This window comes from Pseudomonas sp. AP3_22 TE3818 (assembly GCF_053628995.1).
Genome location: NZ_JBRJHL010000001.1, coordinates 3,452,809 through 3,471,409, shown reverse-complemented (window position 1 = coordinate 3,471,409; position 18,601 = coordinate 3,452,809). Strand labels below are relative to the sequence as shown.

The following is an 18,601-nucleotide window of genomic DNA, read 5'->3' as shown; positions in this document are numbered from 1 at the left end:
TCCTTTGGGGACAAGAGTGGGGAAGTGCTGGATCAGACCGGTCGAAACTCGACCGTCAGGTGGCTGACTTCGTGCACCGGCTTGAGACGTTCACGAATGCTGTCGGCGCTTGCGGTGGCTTCGCCAAGGACGCTGACGATGGCCGCATGGGCTTGCGGTCCGACTCGCCAGACGTGCAAGTCCGTGATGGTGGCATCCCCCGGTTTCTCCACGAGTTCGCGGATTTCCTCGGCAACGTGCGCATCGGTCTGATCGAGCAGCACACCTGCGGTTGTCCCCATCAAGGTCCAGGCCCAACGCGCGATAACGATGGCGCCGACGATGCCCATGACCGGGTCCAGCCATACCCAGCCCAGATACCGGCCGGCGAGCAGCGCAACAATGGCCAGAACCGAAGTCAGCGCGTCTGCGATGACGTGGACGTAGGCTGATTTCAGGTTGTTGTCGTTGCTGTGATGGGCATGGGGATGAGCATGGCCGTGATCCTCATGATCGTGCCCATGACTGTGCCCATGACTGTGCCCGTGACTGTGATCGTAGCCCAGCAGCAGGGCACTGACGACGTTGACGATCAGACCGGCAATCGCGATGAGCGTTGCGGTGCCGAACTGAACCTCCGTGGGCTGCAAGAGGCGCATGACAGACTCAACGCCAATGCCCAGGGCGACCATGCCGAGGATCAGCGCCGAGGCGAACCCGCCCAGGTCTCCAACCTTTCCGGTACCGAAACTGTAGCGCTGGCTGTAGGCATGGCGTTTTGCGTATCCGTAAGCGGCCGCCGCGATGCCCAACGCGCCGGCATGGGTTGCCATGTGAAAACCATCGGCCAGTAGCGCCATCGAGCCCGTGATGTACCCGGCGGTGATTTCGCCAATCATCATCACAACGGTCAATGCCACGACCCAAAGCGTACGCTTGGCATTGTCGTCGTGCGCCGGGCCAAGGAACACGTGGTCGTGCCTGTAGTTGATGTGGGGGTTGCTCATGACGTGTACCTGGATGCGTTCACTTCGAGTAACGGCGAATGGCTTCAAGCAGCTCTTCGACGCCCTTGTTGCGTTCTGCTTCGCTCAGCGCAGGGTTCGCGACATGCTCGCGCGCGTGGTCCTCGATGATTTCTTCCATCAAGCCGTTGATGGCGCCGCGAGTGGCGGCCACAAGGTGCAGTGTCTTGGCGCAATCGAGATCCGACTCCAATGCGCGTTCAACGGCCTGGATTTGTCCGGCGATACGTTTTACGCGCTTGAGAAGATCGTCTTTGTTTGCTGCGATATGGCCCATTGGATGGATACCCCCCCTACCTATGCTTTGCGCATGATAGGCATACCCCCTATACCTATGCAAACAATAAGCAACCTGTGGCGAGGGAGCTTGCTCCCTCTGGGGCGCGAAGCGGCCCTAAAAATGGGACTGCTGCGCGATCCAGCGGGACGGTGCGGCGATCCGACAAGCTCCCTCGCCATAGATTCAGTGTTCATCCTTAAGTGAACAGCATCAGGCTGTAGACCTGACTTTGCGACCGGGCAGGCGTCAAGCTGCCATATGGGTTGCAGCCCATTCCTTTTTGCAACTGGCTTTCATCGCTTCCATTTTCTCGCCGAGGTCGTCAAGCCTGGATTTTCCCAACAGTTTTTTCGCCTGAGGAAACATTTCGGTTTCCTCCTCTTCAATGTGGTGCTCCAGCAGCTCTTTGACGACCTTCACCCGCCCGGCAAATTCCGGTGCGCCCGGATCAGTGTGTTTCAGATCCGGCAATACCAGCGAGTCGACGGTGCGATGTTCTTCCTTCGCTTCGAAGTACATGACGTCCTGCTCCTTGGTCCCTGCCTCCTTGAAGGCTGGATAGAGGATTTCTTCTTCCAGTTTTGTATGGATGGAAATCTCCATCTCCAGCTTGTCCAGGAGGTCAGTGCGTTTCTTGATCGCTTTATCCGTCGACTCGCTCAATTGAGCAAGAATGGTTTTCACTGTTTGATGATCGGCTTTCAGAAGGTCAATCGCGTTCATGTTGGCTGCCTCAGGTAGTGTGGAATTGAGCCTCAACGGGGTGCGGCATTGAGGCGTCCCGGTAGCTATCGCATTTCCTGTGCCAAGGGCATCGGCCAGTCAAAACGCCGGTAAACAAGGACTTGCGATCCGTATTCATCCGCTGGGGCGTGCAGTCTGCAAGAAAGGGCGATTTGAGCATTGCAGATAGCAGAGGTGATTTTCTGTGAGGGACGGGTGCAAAAATGTGTAGCGGTCTGATGAACGCGGACACCCTGCAGTACGCGTGGTATCTGGGATGTTATTGCTGCAATCTGTGCATTAATGATCTGCAATCAACCCACCTTGTTCGTCAGGAGGGCAGTACTCACACTGGTGGCACTTGTGTGAAGGCAGCTTCCGATTGAAGGGGAAATAACCATGGTCTCTGCGATTCGATTCAACCAGTTTGGCAATCCTGAAGTACTGAACCTGGAGACACTGAGCGAACAATCGCCAGGACCCGGCGAAGTCTGGCTTGAGCAGGCAGCCATTGGGGTCAACTTCCTCGACGTGACTCAACGCAAGGGCGCGGTGCCCGTTGCGTTGCCATCCGGACTTGGGTTGGAGGGCGCCGGGCGTGTCGCCGGTGTGGGTGCGGGTGTCAGCAACGTGCAGGTTGGCGATCGCGTCGCTTATGCCACCGGTCCTATTGGCTCGTATGCTTCGGCCCGGCTTTATCCGGCTGAGCGGCTGGTCAAGATTCCGGATTCCCTGTCTTTTGAAGATGCAGCAGCCGTCATGTTCAAGGGCATTACTGCGCAGTACTTGTTGAAGGCGACCTATCCTGTGGGGCAGGGCACAACCATTCTTCTCTACGGTGTAGCGGGTGGGCTGGGGGAAATTATGGTGCCGTGGGCCAAGCACTTGGGGGCGACTGTAATCGGCGTCGTTTCAAAGCCGGCCAGTGTCGAAAAAGCTCACGCCTTGGGTTGCAATGAAGTCCTGGTGTTTGACGCTGCCAACCTGGCATCGCAGGTCGCTCGTTTCACCGAGGGTAGAAAGGTCGACGTTGTCTATGACCCCATAGGGCGCGCTTCCTTCCAGGCCTCTCTGGACAGTCTGCGACCACGGGGCCTGATGGTGTCGTTTGGCGCGTCCTCCGGAGCGCCTTCAGCCGTGGAGCTGTCTACGCTCAACGCCAAAGGCTCGCTGTTCCTGACGCGTCCTTCGTTGGCTGCCCACACGGCGAGTGCCTCTGAGTACCAGGAGCGCGCACAGGATGTGTTGGCCGCCATAGGTGCGGGAATTATCAAACCCCGAATCTGGGCAAGCTACTCGCTGGCTGACGCAGCACGGGCACATGCCGACCTGGAGTCGGGGCGTTCATCGGGAGCGATCATTCTAAAACCATGAATCTTGATGTTCTGACCAGTCAGTCCAGTGACGAGATCGCTGCGTTTCTGGCCGTTGCCTCGCAAGGCTCGTTTGTCGGGGCGGGCCGGCTATTGCAGCGACACCCGACTGTCATCTCGAAACGACTCGCCGCCATGGAAAAGCGCCTCGGCGTTCGGCTCGTGGAGCGTTCAACCCGGCAGGTGCGAATCACTGAAGCCGGTGCCCAGCTCGAGCAGCGTCTTCGCTCAGCCATCGAGCTGATGAATGAAGCGCAGCAGCAAGCGGCGAAGGGCGCCAGCGAAGTTCGAGGTACTTTGCGCCTTGCATTACCGGCAGCGATGGGACGGCGTTGGCTAGGTCCGATGCTGCCGGATTTCCTCGAGCTTTACCCTCATGTCTCCATCCTCGCAGACTACAGTGAGCGCCTGGTGGACATCATTGATGAGGGTTTTGACGCTGCCATACGGATCGGCGAGTTGGAAGACAACCGGTTGATCGCCAAAAAGCTGAGCGACCATCGCCGGATTCTGTGCGCTTCGCCGGCTTACATCCGAAAGCACGGATTGCCCGAAACGCCACAGGACCTGATCAAGCACAATTGCCTGCGTTTCAGTGGCCTTGCGTCTTTTCCGCAGTGGCGACTGCATCGCGGCAACGAACTTCAGACGATTACACCTAAAGGAAACCTGACAGCCAATGACAGTGAATCATTGCTGGAGGCCGCGCGTGCTGATGCGGGAATTCTAGGGGCCGGTGACTGGTTGATGAGTCGTGATATCGCGGCCGGAAGGTTGTTGCATGTCCTTCCTGACTGGCAATTGGACACTGCCGGTGGGGTCTATCTTGTCAGGCCTTCGGCCAAATTCCCCACGGCCGTGGTTGTCGCCTTCAAACAATGGATCGAATCAAGGTTTGTTCCAGCACCGCCGTGGAGTAGTTGAGTCGGCCGCAGCGGTCCATATCGTACTCGGGCCTCCAGACCCGGCCTTACAGCGAAGCGTTGAGTTCGTCGATCAGGCTTTCACGATGTTTCAACGCTGAAACGGACGCCTCGCCCAGCTTGCTGGCAACGGCACTCAACAACGCCTGCGCCAGCAACATGAAGGCGCACATGCTGTTGCTGAAGAACAGACTGTGGTTGGGTACATAGAAGCTGTGCAATGCAACCTTGGCCAGCGGCGAGCTGGATGAGTCGGTCAGCGCAATGACCCTGATCCCGTGGCGGGCAGCCACTTCGGCAGTGGCGAGTACGCTGGGGGTGTAGGGGAAGCAGCTGGACACCACCAGCACATCGCCCACATCCAGTTGTGCAAGGGCATCCGCCACACCCTGGCGACTGGAATCGAGCGCCGCCACATCCGGGCGCAACATACCCAGGCCGTAGGACATGAAGAGCGCGAGTGAATTGAATTGGCGCATACCGTGGATCCGTACCCGGTGGGCACTGGCCAGCAATTCGACGGTCTGGACAAACACTGTAGAAATGCTTGCCTTAAATAAGCGCTCTAACTCCCATCCAGCCATTAAAAAAAGCACCCCTTACTCCCGGATATCATGATTTTTCACAAGCTTGAGTCTTCCTTATAGTCCTCCCAAGCCCACTTGGAACACGGTTGTGTTTCCCTTGATGCGAGACAATTTAATGGAAAACGAGAAACGCGCCGTCCAGGCTTCAGAGGTTGGAATGGGGACTCGAGCTGTATGGGGAGGAGAGCAAGTTCGACATCCCTACAATGCGACCCAGACCCCCATCGTGGTCAGTGCCGCCTATGGCTATGACGATATCGACCAGTGGTATGACGTGGCATTGGGAAAGGAGCCCGGCTTCATTTACAGCCGGATGGGCAATCCCACTGTCTCCGTCTTGGAAGATAAACTCTGTGAGCTCGAAAACGCAGAGTCCGCTGTCGCTTTCAGTACCGGAATGGCCGCAATCAGCGGGGTGCTGCACACCTTCCTGTCCTATGGGCAGCGCGTGATATCTACACGTGACAGCTACGGTGGCACGAACAAGATTTTTGAGGAGTTTCTTCCACGCATGGGCGTGGACGTAACCCTTTGCGATACGCTCGATACTGGGGTGCTTGAGCAGGAGATCGCGAAAGGCTGCAACGTCCTGTACCTGGAAACACCCACGAACCCAACGCTGAAAATCGTTGATATTCGGCGCCTTGTGGCCGCGGCGAAGCGAGTGGGCGCTTTGGTGGTTGCGGACAATACATTCGCGACGCCTCTGAATCAGAATCCGCTCGCTCTAGGTGTTGATGTGGTTGTGCACAGCGCGACCAAATTCCTGTCCGGTCATGGTGATGTACTCGGTGGCGTGGTGTGCGGCGCTGAGCATTTGATGTCTCAAGTTCGCCATTACCGCGAAATCAATGGTGCCTCGCTGGATCCTTTTTCGGCGTATCTGATTATCCGGGGCATCAAGACTCTGGCCCTGCGTCTTCGCCAGCAACAGGCGAGCGCACAACTTTTGGCCGAGTACCTCTGCACCGAACCGCTGGTCGAGTCGGTGAATTATCCGGGGTTGCCTCAACATCCAGGTCATGACATCGCTCGTTCGCAAATGAACGGGTTCGGCGCCATCGTCAGCTTCGTGCTCAAAGGAGGCATGGACACCGTGACTCGTTTGCTGCCGCTGCTCAGATATGCGCATCGGGCGGGTAATCTGGGCGCTGTCGAGACCATTTATGGGCCGGCACGGACGACCAGTCACGTGGAAAATACCCTGGAAGAGCGTCAGGCACTTGGCATTTCCGAAGGTTTGGTTCGAGTGTCCGTAGGTATTGAAGATTCGGCAGATTTATTGGCTGATCTGAAACAAGCCTTCGCTTTAGTGCGAAGTAAACAAGGTGATGCAAACTTTCACGCTGACAGTGCCCAACGTTTCATTGAAGTAGAAGCCTGAATACGGGCAGGACTTTCGATATTCATCTTAAGCCCTTCATGAAGAATGAAAATAATAAAATCCAGCGACGACAAAATTGTACTGCCCAACAGCCGGTTACAAGGTGTTTGTCCGAACATTTCATGAGAATAAAACTATGTCCACGCATATCGAAGATAATCAGCCTGATCCAAACTCGCGTTTCAAAAAGGAGATGCAAACACGCCACATCGTGATGTTGGCACTGGGCGGTGTTATCGGTACGGGATTATTCCTGACCTCCGGTTACACGGTTAATCAGGCAGGGCCGCTTGGTGCGGTGATCGCTTACATCATCGGTGCGGTGATGGTGTATCTGGTCATGGTCTGTCTCGGTGAGTTGGCTGTGCAGATGCCGGAAACCGGATCGTTCAGTAGCTACGCAACGCGATACCTGGGCCCAGGCACAGGCTATACAGTGGCCTGGCTTTACTGGCTCACATGGGCAGTAGCGATCGGTTCGGAATTTACCGCGGCGGGCATACTGATGGTTCGGTGGTTTCCTGACACACCGGTCTGGATCTGGAGTGCGCTGTTTGCCCTTGCAGTCTTCTTCAGCAATGTCGTCTCTGTCCGGTTGTTTGCGGAGACTGAGTTTTGGCTTTCGCTGATTAAGGTTCTGACCGTTATCACCTTCATTGCAATCGGCGGAGCGGCAATTTTCGGACTTTTGCAAGTACAAAGTTTGCAGGGGGCGGGACTTTCCAACTTCACACGTGAAGGGCTGTTCCCCACCGGGTTCCTGCCCATTGCAATGACCCTCCTGGCGGTCTCCTTCGCATTTTCCGGAACCGAGCTGATCGGAATTGCGGCAGGTGAAGCGCAAGATCCACAAACCAGCGTGCCCAAGGCAATCCGCACGACAGTGGTACGTTTGGCGTTGTTCTTCGTGGGAACAATTTTCGTCCTTGCGACGTTACTGCCACGGGAGCAAGCGGGGCTCGTAGAAAGTCCATTCGTCATGGTGTTTGAGCTGATTGGCATTCCTTACTCTGCCGACATCATGAACTTCGTCATTCTCACGGCACTGATTTCCGCCGCTAACTCGGGGCTGTATGCAGCCTCGCGCATGCTGTGGACATTGAGCGATCAAGGACATATGCCCAAGCGCTACGCCAGGCTTTCCAGTCGGGGCACACCGGTGAACGCCATCGTGCTTAGCATGGCGGGTGCAGTGGCTTCTCTGCTCAGCAGTGTGCTTGCCCCTGACACGGTTTACTTGGCCCTGGTGTCCATTTCCGGTCTGGCGGTCGTCGTCGTGTGGATGAGCATTGCTGCAAGCCAGATCGCGTTCCGTCGCCAATACGTCGCTAATGGCGGACGAGTTGAAGACCTGCATTTCCGTGTACGCGGCTATCCATGGGTGCCTATCGGTGCACTGTTGTGTTGTCTGCTGGCCTGTGTGGGTATCGCTTTTGATCCTGAGCAGCGAGTGGCGCTTTACTTCGGCCTGCCCTTTATCGCGTGGTGTTATTTCGTTTACTGGATCACTCGAAACAAGAGGGCAGAGCGGTTGGCTTTGGCCGCAGCTGTTCATTCCTCTGGCACCGCGTGAATTTCTCAGGCAATGATTGTGCATAGATAAGGCCCTGATGAGGTTGCGCCGATGAGTCAAAAGTCACTACCCCCCTTGAACTGGTTGAGGGCGTTCGAAGTATCGGCGCGTTATCTGAACTTTACCCACGCCGCGCAAGAACTCCATTTGACTCAAGGGGCTGTGAGTCAGCAGATCCGTCAGTTGGAAAGTCACCTCGGGGTGGCGCTGTTCAAGCGCTTACCCCGAGGGCTTGGCTTGACCGAGGAAGGGCAGTCGTACCTGCCTGTTGTCCAAGACGCGATCAGTCGCCTTGCCGTCGGCACCAACGAGATTTTCGGCCAGCACAATCGAAGACATTTGAAGGTGCGTGGCAGCCTTTCCTTTCTTCACTATTGGTTGGCCCCCCGGCTCGCAGATTTTTGTCGGGAGTATCCCCAGATTGATATTCGATATATCAGCAATATCTGGGTGAAAGAGCCGGATGGCGAGGATGACCTGGAGATTCGCTGGGGATGCGGTGAGTGGTCGGGCTTGCACGCTCAGCGATTGACCTGGGACATCCTTCAGCCTGTTTGCTCCCCACAGCTCATGGCCAGCTCACCCATACATGAGCCACGCGACTTGATGAACCATTCCCTGCTTCACGTGTTGGGTTACGAAGAAGGTTGGGGTTACTGGTTAAAGCGAGTGGGTGCAGACGACGTCGATTATTCCCGTGGCCTTCAGTTCGACACGCTGATTTCCACGATCCGCATGGCTGAATTGGGGCAGGGCGTTGCGCTGGCACGGTCTTCGGTGGTTGAGGATTTGCTCAAGCGTGGGCAATTGGTTGCGCCATTCAGTCACCGAATCGAGGCCAGCGAATCTTTTTATCTGGTGCACGAACAGAGCGAAGCGCTATCGCCTGATGCCGCAAATTTTTCTACCTGGCTGGTGGCTCAAGCCCATCGCCTTTTGTAATACCGATTGGGAGTGGTCATGGATTATGTAAGCACACGCGGCGGTGAGATGCGGGCGGATTTTCGCAGTGTGGTTCTGTCGGGGCTCGCCGAAAATGGTGGTCTCTATGTCCCAGCCAGTTTGCCGGTATTCACTGAGAAACAGATTGCCAGCTGGTCGTGGCTGCCGTTCGATGAGTTGGTTTGGCGAGTGATTTCGCCTTTTGTTGGCTCTTCCATAGACGAAAGTACCCTGCGTGACTTGCTCAGTGACAGCTATCGACAATTCAAGCACCGCGCCATTACGCCGCTTGAACAGATAGGGCATAACGAGTGGATACTCCAGCTGTTTCATGGCCCGACCCGTTCTTCCAAGGATTTCGCCGCGCAATTGCAGTCGCGTCTGGTCGAGCATTTTCTTAAGGAGGTCGGTAAAGAAGCGTTGGTGGTGGGTGCAACTAACGGTGATACGGGCCTTGCTGCGCTTGAAGCCTTTACTGACTGCCCGTCCGCCCGCATGGCGATACTGTATCCGCGCGACGGTCTTGCGCCTGAGCAACTCAGTGCCTTGCAGGCAGCCGACCCGCAGCGAGTCCAGCTGTTTGCGGTTGACGGTAATTTCGATGATTGCCAGATGCTGGTCTCCCGACTCTTGCGTGAGTGGCCGTTGGACGCAGTGATGCCGATCTGTTTCAACTCGACCAATTGGATCGGCGTCCTGGCCCAGATCGTTTTTTACTTCCACGCGGCCTTGCAACTGGGCGGTGGCTCGCGTCCCGTTGGCTTTAGCGTTCCAGCGGCCAGCTCGGCCGAGATCTACGCCGGCTACATTGCGCAGAAAATGGGATTACCCATCAATCAGGTGATCATTTCGACCAACAGCAATGATGCCCTGCACCAGTTTTTTCATTGCAATCGCTACTCCACCCGGATGACTGATCGAACAGTATCGCCGGCGATGGACTTCTCGTTGTTTTCCAACCTGGAGCGGTTTATCTGGGAGATTTACGAGCACGATGGCGGCTCGACAAAAGCGCTGATGGAGCATTTTGAAGGTTACGGAGAAATGAGCATCGGCAACCAGCAATGGCTGCGTGCTCGCGTACTCTTCGATTCCTATGCGGTAGACGAATCCCAGGTGCGCGATGAGGTCGTCGAACTGTTCCGCGAGACGGGCTCGGCCATCGATCCTCACACCGCTGTCGGGGTACTGGCGGGCAGGCTTCATCGACGCAGCCTGGGCGCGCCGATGGTCACCTTCGGGCAAATTGCGCCGGCCAAGTCGGCGGCGCTGTTGGCCGAGCTGGGCGTATGGCAAGCAAGCGTTCCGAGCACTGTCGAGGTGAGCGCGCAACCACCGTACCTGTCCAAGGGCGATCTGGACGGTCTGTGCCAGGCCCTTTGTCTGGCGCAGCAGAGGCTTGTATGAAGCGCATTCTGGATCCGTTGGATGAACGCATACTGGCCGAACTGACCGCCAATGCGCGAATAGCCCATATCGAACTGGGTGCCAAGATCAACTTGTCGCGCAATGCGGTGCGCCAGCGCATCGAGCGTCTTGAGCGCGACGGTGCGATCCAGGGCTATACGGTACTTCTCGGTGAGTCGCGGCGGCCTGCGTCGCTTATCAGTGCGGTGATCTTCGTCTACCGCTACGACCGCATGCGTGGCGAAGCCGTATTGGCTGCGCTGCACTCCATTCCCGAAGTCGTGCAATGTGAAGTACTCAGTGGTGAGTTCGATTTAATGCTGCGCGTGAATGCCGCCACACCGGAGCGGGTCCATCTTGTGTGGAAGGAAATCGCGGCCATGCCCGGGGTGGAAAACACCGTGACCTCGTTCGTCCTTTCTGCAGTGTTTTAAAGAAAATGAGCTTGGGCAAAATGCCCAATTAATAGAGCAGACTGCCATATTCAACTGCCAAAGCCCGGCTCTTAGGATGTTCCTGTCGAACAACATCAATAAAGGAACAGCTTTCATGACCGAGTACAAAATTGCCTTGGTAGGGTTTGGTGGCGTGAACCGTGGCTTCGCCCAGTTGGTCGCCGATCGTAATGCCCAGTGGAAAGAGTCCCTGGGCTTCACTATTAAAATTGTCGGTGTCACCGATCTGTTCCTCGGCTCCATCGTTGCCAAAGACGGTCTGGATGCAATGCAGTTGGTCGCGCTACCGATCGAGAAAGGCGCTCTCGCTCAACTGCCCGGCGGCAATGCCGAGGCCTTCAACGAAACCGTGATCAAGCATTCCGGTGCCGACATCATCGCTGAGGCCACCTTCACCAATCCGGTGGATGGCGAGCCCGCCACGACCTTTTGCCGCTGGGCCCTGGAAAGTGGCATTCATGTAGTGACCACCAATAAGGGCCCAATTGCGCTGCACGGTGCCGAACTCAAGGCATTGGCTCGTCGTAACCAGGTCGCTTTCGAGTACGAGGGGGCGGTGATGAGTGGCACGCCCGTGATTCGCCTGGCCAAGCAGGCCTTGGCGGGTGCCAACGTACAAGGCTTCGAAGGCATCCTGAACGGCACTTCCAACTATGTGCTCAGCCAAATGAAAGACGGCCTGGCGTTCAACGATGCCGTCTTACAGGCGCAACAACTCGGTTACGCCGAGGCAGATCCAACCGCCGATGTGGAAGGGTTTGACGTACGCCTCAAGGTGGTCATCCTGGCCAACGAACTTCTGAATGCACGACTGAATGTCAGTGACGTAGCCTGTTCAGGCATCAGCAATATCAGCGCGCAAGATATCGCTCAGGCCAGTGCCAATGGGGAGAGCTGGAAACTGATTGGCTCAGCCGATCGTGCAGCCGATGGTTCGGTTCGAGCGAGTGTCGAGGCCCGGCTGCTGCCGAATTCGCATCCCCTGGCAGGTATTGCCGGCGCCACGAATGCAGTGTCATTCAATACCGAGTTGCTGGGCGCTGTCACGGTGTCCGGGCCTGGGGCAGGGCGTATCGAGACGGCCTTCGCATTGCTGTCGGACATCGTCGCCATTCACACCGCCCACGGCAAATAACAGGAGAGAGTCATGAGCGTATCCAGCATGGCCAGTATCCAGCTTGTTGAAGCCAAACAGATAGATGTGTTCAGTCCATTCGATGGTCGCTTGGTAGGGAGTGTCCCTTGCCTTGATGCAGCCGCCGTTCCTGGCTTGCTGGAACGCGCGCGAATCGGCGTTCGCGAGAGTGCGGCAATGCCTCGTCACCAGCGTGCGCGCATTCTTGAGAATGCCGCCCGCAGTGTGGAGCTTGAGTCTGATGCATTCGCCAGGTTGATCGTTGCAGAGGCGGGAAAAACGCTGCGACAAGCAGAGAAGGAAGTGAAGCGTTGCGTGAACACGTTGAAGTTATCGGCGGAGGAGGCGCGTCGTAACGCCGGGGAAGTGATTCCATTCGGGGCTTATGAAGGATCGGAATCGCGTCAGGGTTGGTTCACGCGGGAACCCTTGGGACTTATCGTCGCAATCACGCCCTATAACGATCCGCTGAATCTGGTCGCCCATAAACTCGGCCCGGCAATCGCCGGTGGCAATGCCGTGATTTTGAAACCCTCGGAGCTCGCGCCGCTGTCTGCTCTCAAGCTCGTCGAGTGTTTGGTGAAAGCGGGTCTTCCACCCTCTGTGATTACCCCGGCTACGGGTGGCGTCGACTTGGGTAAAGCATTGGTGGAGATTCGCGAAGTTCGGATGATTTCCTTCACGGGTGGTTTTGCAACAGGAGAGGCCATCGCTCGTAGTGCCGGGTTGAAGAAGCTGGCAATGGATCTCGGAGGAAATGCGCCGGTTCTCGTGCTTGAAGATTGTGATATGGAACCGACCGTGGAGTCTTGCGTGTCTGGTGCCTTCTGGGCAGCAGGGCAGAATTGCATCGGCACGCAGCGCATCCTTATCCATAGCTCTATTTATGCGGACTTCCGTGAGCGTTTTGTCAGCCAAACGCGCGCCTTGGTCGTGGGTGATCCTCACCAGCGAGCAACGGATGTAGGCCCGATGATTACCGAGCAGGCGGCGCGTCGTACCGAGCAATTGGTAAATGAAGCGCTGGCCGAGGGGGCTGTTCTGCTGTGTGGGCACCATCGCCAGGTGGGAAGCTATGCGCCGACCGTGCTTGAGCACGTGAGCCATGGCAGTACGATTTGGCAGCAGGAAGTCTTCGCGCCGGTGGTTATCCTGGAGCCTTTTGACCATTTGGAAGACGCCATTGCTCTGGCCAACGCAACAGAGTACAGCTTGCACGCAGGTCTTTTCACACGTGACCTTTCCAAGGCTTTGAAACTGGCGCGTCAGATTGAAGCGGGTGGCGTGATGATCAACGACTCTTCCGATTATCGTTTCGATGCCATGCCTTTCGGTGGTTTCAAGTACGGAAGTCTGGGGCGCGAAGGTGTTCGATTTGCGTATGAAGACATGACGCAGCCTAAAGTGGTCTGCATCAGCGAATTGGATTAAACCTGCGAAATAAATTGTCATCGACTGACAAGGGCCTGAGAGGGCCCTTTTTTTTGCCCGGATTTCATTCGGAGCCGATCTTGACTTGTTCGCTTATAAGCTGGGCAAGTATCCGCACGGGTTCGGTAAATGTCTGCGCAGATCTATGTACGAGTCCGATATCACGGTGGAAGGTGTGCTGTCCGAGGTCGAGCGCTCGCACCCCAGCTGGCCATTTCTCGCGTGCCGCTGTCTGCGGCACCAACGCAACACCTACACCATTGCCGGCCAGCTTGATGATGGCCTCCAGCTCATCCAGCTCGCACACCTCACGCAAAGTGAAATGCATCTGCCGCAGGAAACGATCTACCTGCCTGCCCCCGAAGGATGATCGGTCGTACCGAATGAAAGGATGACTGGAAAGTAGTTTCGACCAGTCTTCTCCAGGTACATCGCGAGGAACGATCAGACGATAGGGCTCCAGCGCCAATGTCGTCCAACGCAGATCACTCTGAAGCGAGAAGGGCGGGCGAATTATTGCTGCCATGTCGATCTCGCTGGCATCCACGAGGTTGACCAGTTCCATGGACAGACCTGGGATTACTCGTGTTCGGCATTGCGGGCATTGTTGGTGAAACTTGGCTAACGCGTCTGGTAAATAAGAGCGCTGTACGGAAGCGATAGCGCCGATATTCACCAGGATGCTGGCAGGAAGTCCGACTGTGGTGGAGCCCAGACTGTCGTAGAGCCTAAGCAGCTCTTGCGCTTGCAGTAAGGAGCCGGCGAACACACCTTCCGAGCCCGGCCGATAAGGGCGATTGTGTCCGCGTAATTTTAAGCGGACGCAATTACCCTTAATGTCAGGATCGCCATGCGTGAACGTAAGTCCTACACAAAATCCTTCAAGGCCCAAGTCGTCCACGAATGCGAGCAGCCCGGCGATTCGGTGGCAGCCATCGCGATGAGTCACGGTATCAACGCTAATGTCGTGCGCCGTTGGCTACCGCTTTACCTTGATCAGCAGGCTGCCGCGCTACCAGCTTTTATCCCTTTGAAGGTCGAATCAAAACGAGTGGCTGAAGCGCCGGCGATTATTGAATTACCACTTGGCCAGCAAACGCTCACGGTAAAGTGGCCAACATCCGATCCCGAAGGGTGCGCCCGATTCATCCGTGGGCTCGCTCAATGATCCGCATCGATTCCATCTGGCTCGCCACCGACCCCATGGACATGCGTGCCGGCACCGAGACTGCGTTGGCCAGGGTGATCGCGGTGTTCGGTGCGGCGAAGCCGCACTGCGCTTATCTGTTCGCCAACCGCCGCGCCACTCGGATGAAGGTTCTGGTGCATGACGGGTTTGGCATCTGGCTGGCGGCTCGCAGGTTGAATCAAGGTAAGTTTCACTGGCCTGCCGATGCTGCGCAGGCCAATGTGCTGATCGTACCGTCCTGGCGTGACCCAGCCGAGGTACCACCCGAACCGATGTTGGATGCGGTGCGAGCTGCCCACGCGCGTGGGGCGACGGTAGTGGGGCTGTGCCTGGGGGCATTTGTGCTGGCTGAAGCCGGCTTGCTGGACGGCCGGCAAGCCACCACGCATTGGAGCAGCGTTGAGCGGTTCGCCGCTTTATACCCAAGGGTAACCTTGGTGCCGGACGTGTTGTATCTGGACGCGGATGACGGGCTAATCGTAACGTCCGCCGGAACCGCTGCGGCGCTGGATTGTTGCCTTCACCTGGTGCGCCGTTGGCATGGCGCTGAAGTTGCCAATCGCATAGCGAGGCGGTTGGTCGCCGCGCCACACCGGCAAGGCGGGCAGGCTCAGTACATTGAGCAGCCGCTGCATTATGCGCGCGGCGGCGACCGCCTTGGCGAGTTGCTCAACTGGGCTGTGGCAAATCTGAGCGTGCCACATTCCCTGGATACGCTGGCCGAACGCGTCGCGATGAGCCGTCGCAACTTTACCCGCCGATTTCGGGAATTGACGGGCACGACCGTTGGGCAATGGCTACTGGGGCAGCGCCTGGCCTACGCGCAAAGAATGCTGGAAACAACGCAAGAACCTATCGAGGTTATCGCGCAGCACGCGGGCTTCGGCAGCGCGGTATCACTGCGGCAGCACTTTAACCGGGTGTATCAGACTTCACCCAGCGCTTATCGGGCGTTGTTTGCACAGCGTTGAAAATGCGCTGGCGACTTTCATGGCATGCCTGGCGGGGCAGGGTGTAATGGTGGCCTTGAGTTTGATGAAACCTTGCCAGTTGGACTGTACCTCTACAGCCATCAGGTTCAAATCAGGGATATCTATCTCGAGGCCCGCGCGGTGCGCGAGGTCCTGGTCAGCCGGCACAACGAGAAATGGCCCCTTTCTATTCGCCTGGGCGGCGCCGGCAGCCGCTGGCTGCCCGTGCGCTCACGCCGCGAAGCCGCTACGCACCTGAGCGAGCCTCACCGCCTAGGACGCTTTGCCGAAGCGATCGGCATGGGGGGCTTTGCCGTCGAGCTGTAAAGCGTTTCGCAGGCGCGAAAATTTTGCCATGGCAAAACCATGCGTGAGGGTTTGAGCGACGGCAGGCGGCGTTTTTCAAGGTAGTTGTCGCGTCAACCGTTCAGCTATGCCGCTCTTTTCTCAGTCTGCTGCTCCCGATCCGGGTTCAGTATCACCGGGCCTATCGGCTCCCAGTTACGCGTCTGACCTGACCAGCGTTCCGGGTTGTTCTCCTTGGCCCGTTCGTACAGTTCATGTCGCCGCGCCAGGATCTGATGATCCAGTCCTCGATGTCGCTCCGTTGGTGTCACGAAGCGGATTCGGCTATGCCGGTGCTCGTTGTTATATGACTTCAGCCCGAGCCGTGCCGGGGAGCATGCGCGTAATTTCCTCGGTTCCTGGAATGGCAAGCTGGTGTGCGACGACTTCGCTGGCTACAAAGCCGGCTTCGAGAAAGGCATGATTGAAATTGGTTGTATGGCTCATGCCCGACGCAAGTTTTTCGATCTGCACATGGCGAATAAAAGCCAGTTGGCAGAACAGGCACTGCACTCGATTGGCGGCTTGTACGAAGTTGCCGACGCAGCGGGCGAGTGAGATTGATCAACTGCTGCCGCATCAGTGGGTATCTGCCTGAGTTACACAAGACCTGATGTCCGTAGACTTACACTACGCCGTCTGCCAAAAGCACTCACTCTAGGATTCTGGCTTGTCAGATCGCTGCAATATTGCTAGTGTCGATCTATGACTAACTATTACCTCACCTCGACTACCACCACCACGACCGCTGAAAGCGGAGCGTGCGAGGTGTCGTGAGCCAATAGCAGACGAACTTCAAAGGCCCGCCAGCGATGGACAGGGCCTTTTTTATGCCCTTGTGTCGCTGGCTCAAACGCAAGGAGTTGCACCCATGTACGCCCTGTTGATACTCGATATCCAAGTCGGGCTTGTTCACGGCCCGGAAAAACTATGGCGCTGCGAAGAGTTGTTGGAAACAGTGAATACGCTGATGGACAAGGCACGCAGCGCTGGTGCTCCAATTTTTCTCTCGCGCCACATCGGGCCCGCTGGATCTCCAATCGAACCAGGCAGCCCGTTGACGATAGTTGCGCAGGAACTGAAGCTTCTGGGTGGAGAGGTGGTATTCGAAAAGCGGCGGCCTAACGCCTTCGAAATGACCGACCTGGCGGACAATTTGCGGTCTCGCGGGGCTACCGGTGTGGTAATCACTGGCATGAAAACTCAATACTGCGTCGACAGCACCTGCCGTGCTGCTCGTGATCTTGGCTTCGATGCGGTACTTGTCGCCGAAGGTCATACCTGTTCAGACACGCCAGTGATGAAAGCTAAGGACATCGTTGCTCATCACAATGCAACTCTTGACGGGCCGTTCTGCCAGCTAGTTCGGGCTGAGGAGTGGAGCTTCTAGCAGAGCCCGAAACTACGGGAATACACATGACTTGCCGTAAGCACTGGCACCATGTGACATTCCCGTACTTTAAATGGGACGTTATGGGTCTGCTGTATATCAAAGATACGAACACCGTCGCATCTGGTGATAGGCCGCAAGATGTATTGCCGGAACGCTTACCGCTTGCAGGAGAATTTGGTGGCCCATTCTATTGAGATGGGCGGAGCGGCCTTTTCTGTCGAAAATTTCGAAGCCGAGCTCGGCCTCCAGACGCTGAATCTGAGCACTGACCGCTGTTTGGGTGAGACCGATTTTGTTTCCGGCAGCGGCAAAGGTGCCTTTTAGCTGCGCCTTGATTAGTTCGATTCCGCGAGCGCACATAGAAGGGTAGGCTTGGAGTGCGCGAATGCAGCACGCTTTGGGCCCTAAGTGGTCGGTGACAGGCTAGTGGCAAATCGAAAGCCAGTGGGTGTGCTATCACCAAATTAGCTAATCCTTATAGTGATGCCCTGACCACCAATGGACAATCAACTGGCTGGGTTCCCGATACCTCAATGGTCTCGATCAGGTGCCGGGCAGCCTTACGACCGATCTCGTAGTACGGCAGTTGCACCGTCGTCAACGGCGGGATGAACAGCTCGGCGATACCGATCATATTGTCGTAGCCGAGCACAGCGACATCGTCGGGGATTTTCAGACCTCGGCCCAACAACAGCTGATAGGCACAAAACGCAATGCGGTCGTTGCCACAGATCAGCATGTCGAACTGGGGACGACCATCAATGATATGCCGGTCGAGGATGCCTGCGGTTTCACCATAGGCATCATGATCGGAAAGGTTGTATTGCAGGAGCGCGTCAGGCGCCAGTCCGAATGCCTGACAGGCACGCTGCAGGCCTTTTTGCCGCAGGCCCCAGGCCAGACTCTGTTTTGGCAGATTGATGCACAGAGGGCGCCGATAGCCCTGGCTCAACGCATGATGTACCGCTCGATACTGCCCCGTTTCGTCGTCTGGCACATAACTCACCAAGCGACTGTCATCTGCCAGGCAATTAGCGAGTACCAGGGGTTTGCTCTTCAAGCGCTCGGGAATGTTCACGTGGCGAAACCCCATGGCGCTGAAGATCAACCCGTCGGGACGGTGCGATAGCATCAGGTCGATATTCTGGTCGGTGGGCGGGTTGCTTAGCAGGTTGAGGATAAATACATTCCAGCCGGCTTGCTGCGCGGTCTGTTCGATGGACAGCAGCAACTCGACCGCGAACGGTGTGGTCGCGGTGTCCAGCGCGAACACACCGATGGTTCGGCTCTGGAGGTTGTCGCCGCGCATCTTGCGCGCCGACAGGCTCGGTACAAATTGCAGTTCATCAATGGCGCGACGCACCCGCAGAAGGGTTTCGGGACTCAGTTTTTCCGGATTATTGAGCGCTCGAGAAACCGTCATCAGGGACACGCCGGCCAGCTGTGCAACGTCTTTCACTGAAGTCATGCGAGGCGAGGCCGGTCA

Annotated in this window: 18 protein-coding genes and 4 pseudogenes; 14 read left to right on the top strand and 8 right to left on the bottom strand. The window is 56.8% G+C overall.

From position 1 onward, the window contains the following. Positions 1–32: 32 nt before the first annotated feature. From dmeF to AB7M25_RS15625, 3 genes are all read right to left on the bottom strand, one after another. A complete protein-coding gene (gene dmeF, locus AB7M25_RS15635; protein WP_454237584.1) occupies positions 33–986 on the bottom strand; it encodes a CDF family Co(II)/Ni(II) efflux transporter DmeF in 954 nt (317 codons plus the stop codon). 19 nt (positions 987–1,005) lie between these two features. Then, positions 1,006–1,281, bottom strand: a complete 276-nt coding sequence (locus AB7M25_RS15630; protein ID WP_429385262.1) for a metal/formaldehyde-sensitive transcriptional repressor — start codon at positions 1,279–1,281, stop codon at positions 1,006–1,008. A gap of 249 nt (positions 1,282–1,530) precedes the next feature. Beyond that, positions 1,531–2,007: a hemerythrin domain-containing protein gene (locus AB7M25_RS15625; RefSeq protein ID WP_429385261.1), complete on the bottom strand. Its 477-nt coding sequence runs from the start codon at positions 2,005–2,007 to the stop codon at positions 1,531–1,533. Positions 2,008–2,406: 399 nt separating this feature from the next. On the opposite strand from AB7M25_RS15625, the gene AB7M25_RS15620 reads away from it, so the two are divergent. Further along, complete coding sequence (locus AB7M25_RS15620; protein ID WP_454237583.1) at positions 2,407–3,381, top strand: quinone oxidoreductase family protein; 975 nt, start codon at positions 2,407–2,409, stop codon at positions 3,379–3,381. Further along, a complete protein-coding gene (locus AB7M25_RS15615; RefSeq protein WP_429385259.1) occupies positions 3,378–4,304 on the top strand; it encodes a LysR family transcriptional regulator in 927 nt (308 codons plus the stop codon). Before AB7M25_RS15620 ends, AB7M25_RS15615 begins: the two co-directional genes overlap by 4 nt. Before the next feature lie 46 nt (positions 4,305–4,350). Here the strand turns inward: AB7M25_RS15615 and AB7M25_RS15610 are convergent, their stop codons facing one another. Continuing rightward, complete coding sequence (locus tag AB7M25_RS15610) at positions 4,351–4,887, bottom strand: MurR/RpiR family transcriptional regulator (protein WP_429385258.1); 537 nt, start codon at positions 4,885–4,887, stop codon at positions 4,351–4,353. 118 nt (positions 4,888–5,005) lie between these two features. Here AB7M25_RS15610 and AB7M25_RS15605 point away from each other — a divergent pair, with 118 nt between their 5' ends. From AB7M25_RS15605 to AB7M25_RS15575, 7 genes are all read left to right on the top strand, one after another. After that, the gene (locus AB7M25_RS15605) at positions 5,006–6,274 is read left to right on the top strand and encodes a cystathionine gamma-synthase family protein (protein ID WP_429385257.1); all 1,269 of its coding nucleotides are present in this window, start codon (positions 5,006–5,008) and stop codon (positions 6,272–6,274) included. A 136-nt stretch (positions 6,275–6,410) separates the two neighbouring features. Next, complete coding sequence (locus AB7M25_RS15600) at positions 6,411–7,847, top strand: amino acid permease (protein WP_429395996.1); 1,437 nt, start codon at positions 6,411–6,413, stop codon at positions 7,845–7,847. Positions 7,848–7,898: 51 nt separating this feature from the next. Further along, positions 7,899–8,789, top strand: a complete 891-nt coding sequence (locus tag AB7M25_RS15595) for a LysR substrate-binding domain-containing protein (RefSeq protein ID WP_454237582.1) — start codon at positions 7,899–7,901, stop codon at positions 8,787–8,789. Positions 8,790–8,807: 18 nt separating this feature from the next. Continuing rightward, positions 8,808–10,196 (top strand): threonine synthase, encoded by a 1,389-nt coding sequence (gene thrC / locus AB7M25_RS15590; RefSeq protein ID WP_454237581.1) that lies wholly within the window; start codon positions 8,808–8,810, stop codon positions 10,194–10,196. After that, a complete protein-coding gene (locus AB7M25_RS15585; protein WP_454237580.1) occupies positions 10,193–10,630 on the top strand; it encodes an Lrp/AsnC family transcriptional regulator in 438 nt (145 codons plus the stop codon). The genes thrC and AB7M25_RS15585 overlap by 4 nt, the downstream gene beginning before the upstream one ends. A 115-nt stretch (positions 10,631–10,745) precedes the next feature. Beyond that, positions 10,746–11,786 carry a homoserine dehydrogenase gene (locus AB7M25_RS15580; RefSeq protein ID WP_454238361.1) on the top strand — a complete coding sequence of 347 codons (1,041 nt, stop codon included), beginning with the start codon at positions 10,746–10,748 and terminating at the stop codon, positions 11,784–11,786. A gap of 12 nt (positions 11,787–11,798) precedes the next feature. Further along, positions 11,799–13,217, top strand: a complete 1,419-nt coding sequence (locus tag AB7M25_RS15575; RefSeq protein WP_454237579.1) for an aldehyde dehydrogenase family protein — start codon at positions 11,799–11,801, stop codon at positions 13,215–13,217. 64 nt (positions 13,218–13,281) lie between these two features. Here the strand turns inward: AB7M25_RS15575 and AB7M25_RS15570 are convergent. Next, positions 13,282–14,058 (bottom strand): annotated as a pseudogene (locus AB7M25_RS15570) (LysR substrate-binding domain-containing protein); the annotation flags it as partial. 9 nt (positions 14,059–14,067) lie between these two features. Between AB7M25_RS15570 and tnpA the strand changes: the two are divergent. The 3 genes from tnpA to AB7M25_RS15555 all read left to right on the top strand — a co-directional run bounded on the left by tnpA (position 14,068) and on the right by AB7M25_RS15555 (position 15,704). After that, complete coding sequence (tnpA, locus tag AB7M25_RS15565; RefSeq protein WP_454237578.1) at positions 14,068–14,385, top strand: IS66-like element accessory protein TnpA; 318 nt, start codon at positions 14,068–14,070, stop codon at positions 14,383–14,385. Continuing rightward, positions 14,382–15,377 carry an IS66 family insertion sequence element accessory protein TnpB gene (tnpB, locus tag AB7M25_RS15560; RefSeq protein WP_454237577.1) on the top strand — a complete coding sequence of 332 codons (996 nt, stop codon included), beginning with the start codon at positions 14,382–14,384 and terminating at the stop codon, positions 15,375–15,377. The genes tnpA and tnpB overlap by 4 nt, the downstream gene beginning before the upstream one ends. 72 nt (positions 15,378–15,449) lie before the next feature. Further along, positions 15,450–15,704, top strand: a complete 255-nt coding sequence (locus tag AB7M25_RS15555) for a hypothetical protein (protein WP_429385246.1) — start codon at positions 15,450–15,452, stop codon at positions 15,702–15,704. Between the two features lie 104 nt (positions 15,705–15,808). On the opposite strand, the pseudogene AB7M25_RS15550 reads toward AB7M25_RS15555, so the two are convergent. Then, positions 15,809–16,039: pseudogene (locus tag AB7M25_RS15550) on the bottom strand (IS3 family transposase); the annotation flags it as partial. Here AB7M25_RS15550 and AB7M25_RS15545 point away from each other — a divergent pair. Both AB7M25_RS15545 and AB7M25_RS15540 read left to right on the top strand, forming a co-directional pair. Continuing rightward, positions 16,020–16,259, top strand: a pseudogene (locus tag AB7M25_RS15545) (IS66 family transposase); the annotation flags it as partial. The pseudogenes AB7M25_RS15550 and AB7M25_RS15545 overlap by 20 nt on opposite strands. A 334-nt stretch (positions 16,260–16,593) precedes the next feature. Beyond that, the gene (locus tag AB7M25_RS15540) at positions 16,594–17,112 is read left to right on the top strand and encodes a cysteine hydrolase family protein (protein ID WP_429385245.1); all 519 of its coding nucleotides are present in this window, start codon (positions 16,594–16,596) and stop codon (positions 17,110–17,112) included. 162 nt (positions 17,113–17,274) lie between these two features. On the opposite strand, the pseudogene AB7M25_RS15535 reads toward AB7M25_RS15540, so the two are convergent. Together AB7M25_RS15535 and AB7M25_RS15530 are read right to left on the bottom strand one after the other, a co-directional pair. After that, a pseudogene (locus AB7M25_RS15535) lies at positions 17,275–17,475 on the bottom strand (LysR family transcriptional regulator); the annotation flags it as partial. 115 nt (positions 17,476–17,590) lie between these two features. After that, positions 17,591–18,583 carry a LacI family DNA-binding transcriptional regulator gene (locus AB7M25_RS15530; RefSeq protein ID WP_454237576.1) on the bottom strand — a complete coding sequence of 331 codons (993 nt, stop codon included), beginning with the start codon at positions 18,581–18,583 and terminating at the stop codon, positions 17,591–17,593. Positions 18,584–18,601: the final 18 nt, after the last annotated feature.

Bases quoted from the DNA above. Each gene is read 5' to 3' on its own strand.
- dmeF (WP_454237584.1), bottom strand. From the start codon at position 986: ATGAGCAACCCCCACATCAACTACAGGCACGACCACGTGTTCCTTGGC.
- AB7M25_RS15630 (WP_429385262.1), bottom strand. From the start codon at position 1,281: ATGGGCCATATCGCAGCAAACAAAGACGATCTTCTCAAGCGCGTAAAA.
- AB7M25_RS15625 (WP_429385261.1), bottom strand. From the start codon at position 2,007: ATGAACGCGATTGACCTTCTGAAAGCCGATCATCAAACAGTGAAAACC.
- AB7M25_RS15620 (WP_454237583.1), top strand. From the start codon at position 2,407: ATGGTCTCTGCGATTCGATTCAACCAGTTTGGCAATCCTGAAGTACTG.
- AB7M25_RS15615 (WP_429385259.1), top strand. From the start codon at position 3,378: ATGAATCTTGATGTTCTGACCAGTCAGTCCAGTGACGAGATCGCTGCG.
- AB7M25_RS15610 (WP_429385258.1), bottom strand. From the start codon at position 4,887: ATGGCTGGATGGGAGTTAGAGCGCTTATTTAAGGCAAGCATTTCTACA.
- AB7M25_RS15605 (WP_429385257.1), top strand. From the start codon at position 5,006: ATGGAAAACGAGAAACGCGCCGTCCAGGCTTCAGAGGTTGGAATGGGG.
- AB7M25_RS15600 (WP_429395996.1), top strand. From the start codon at position 6,411: ATGTCCACGCATATCGAAGATAATCAGCCTGATCCAAACTCGCGTTTC.
- AB7M25_RS15595 (WP_454237582.1), top strand. From the start codon at position 7,899: ATGAGTCAAAAGTCACTACCCCCCTTGAACTGGTTGAGGGCGTTCGAA.
- thrC (WP_454237581.1), top strand. From the start codon at position 8,808: ATGGATTATGTAAGCACACGCGGCGGTGAGATGCGGGCGGATTTTCGC.
- AB7M25_RS15585 (WP_454237580.1), top strand. From the start codon at position 10,193: ATGAAGCGCATTCTGGATCCGTTGGATGAACGCATACTGGCCGAACTG.
- AB7M25_RS15580 (WP_454238361.1), top strand. From the start codon at position 10,746: ATGACCGAGTACAAAATTGCCTTGGTAGGGTTTGGTGGCGTGAACCGT.
- AB7M25_RS15575 (WP_454237579.1), top strand. From the start codon at position 11,799: ATGAGCGTATCCAGCATGGCCAGTATCCAGCTTGTTGAAGCCAAACAG.
- tnpA (WP_454237578.1), top strand. From the start codon at position 14,068: ATGCGTGAACGTAAGTCCTACACAAAATCCTTCAAGGCCCAAGTCGTC.
- tnpB (WP_454237577.1), top strand. From the start codon at position 14,382: ATGATCCGCATCGATTCCATCTGGCTCGCCACCGACCCCATGGACATG.
- AB7M25_RS15540 (WP_429385245.1), top strand. From the start codon at position 16,594: ATGTACGCCCTGTTGATACTCGATATCCAAGTCGGGCTTGTTCACGGC.
- AB7M25_RS15530 (WP_454237576.1), bottom strand. From the start codon at position 18,583: ATGACTTCAGTGAAAGACGTTGCACAGCTGGCCGGCGTGTCCCTGATG.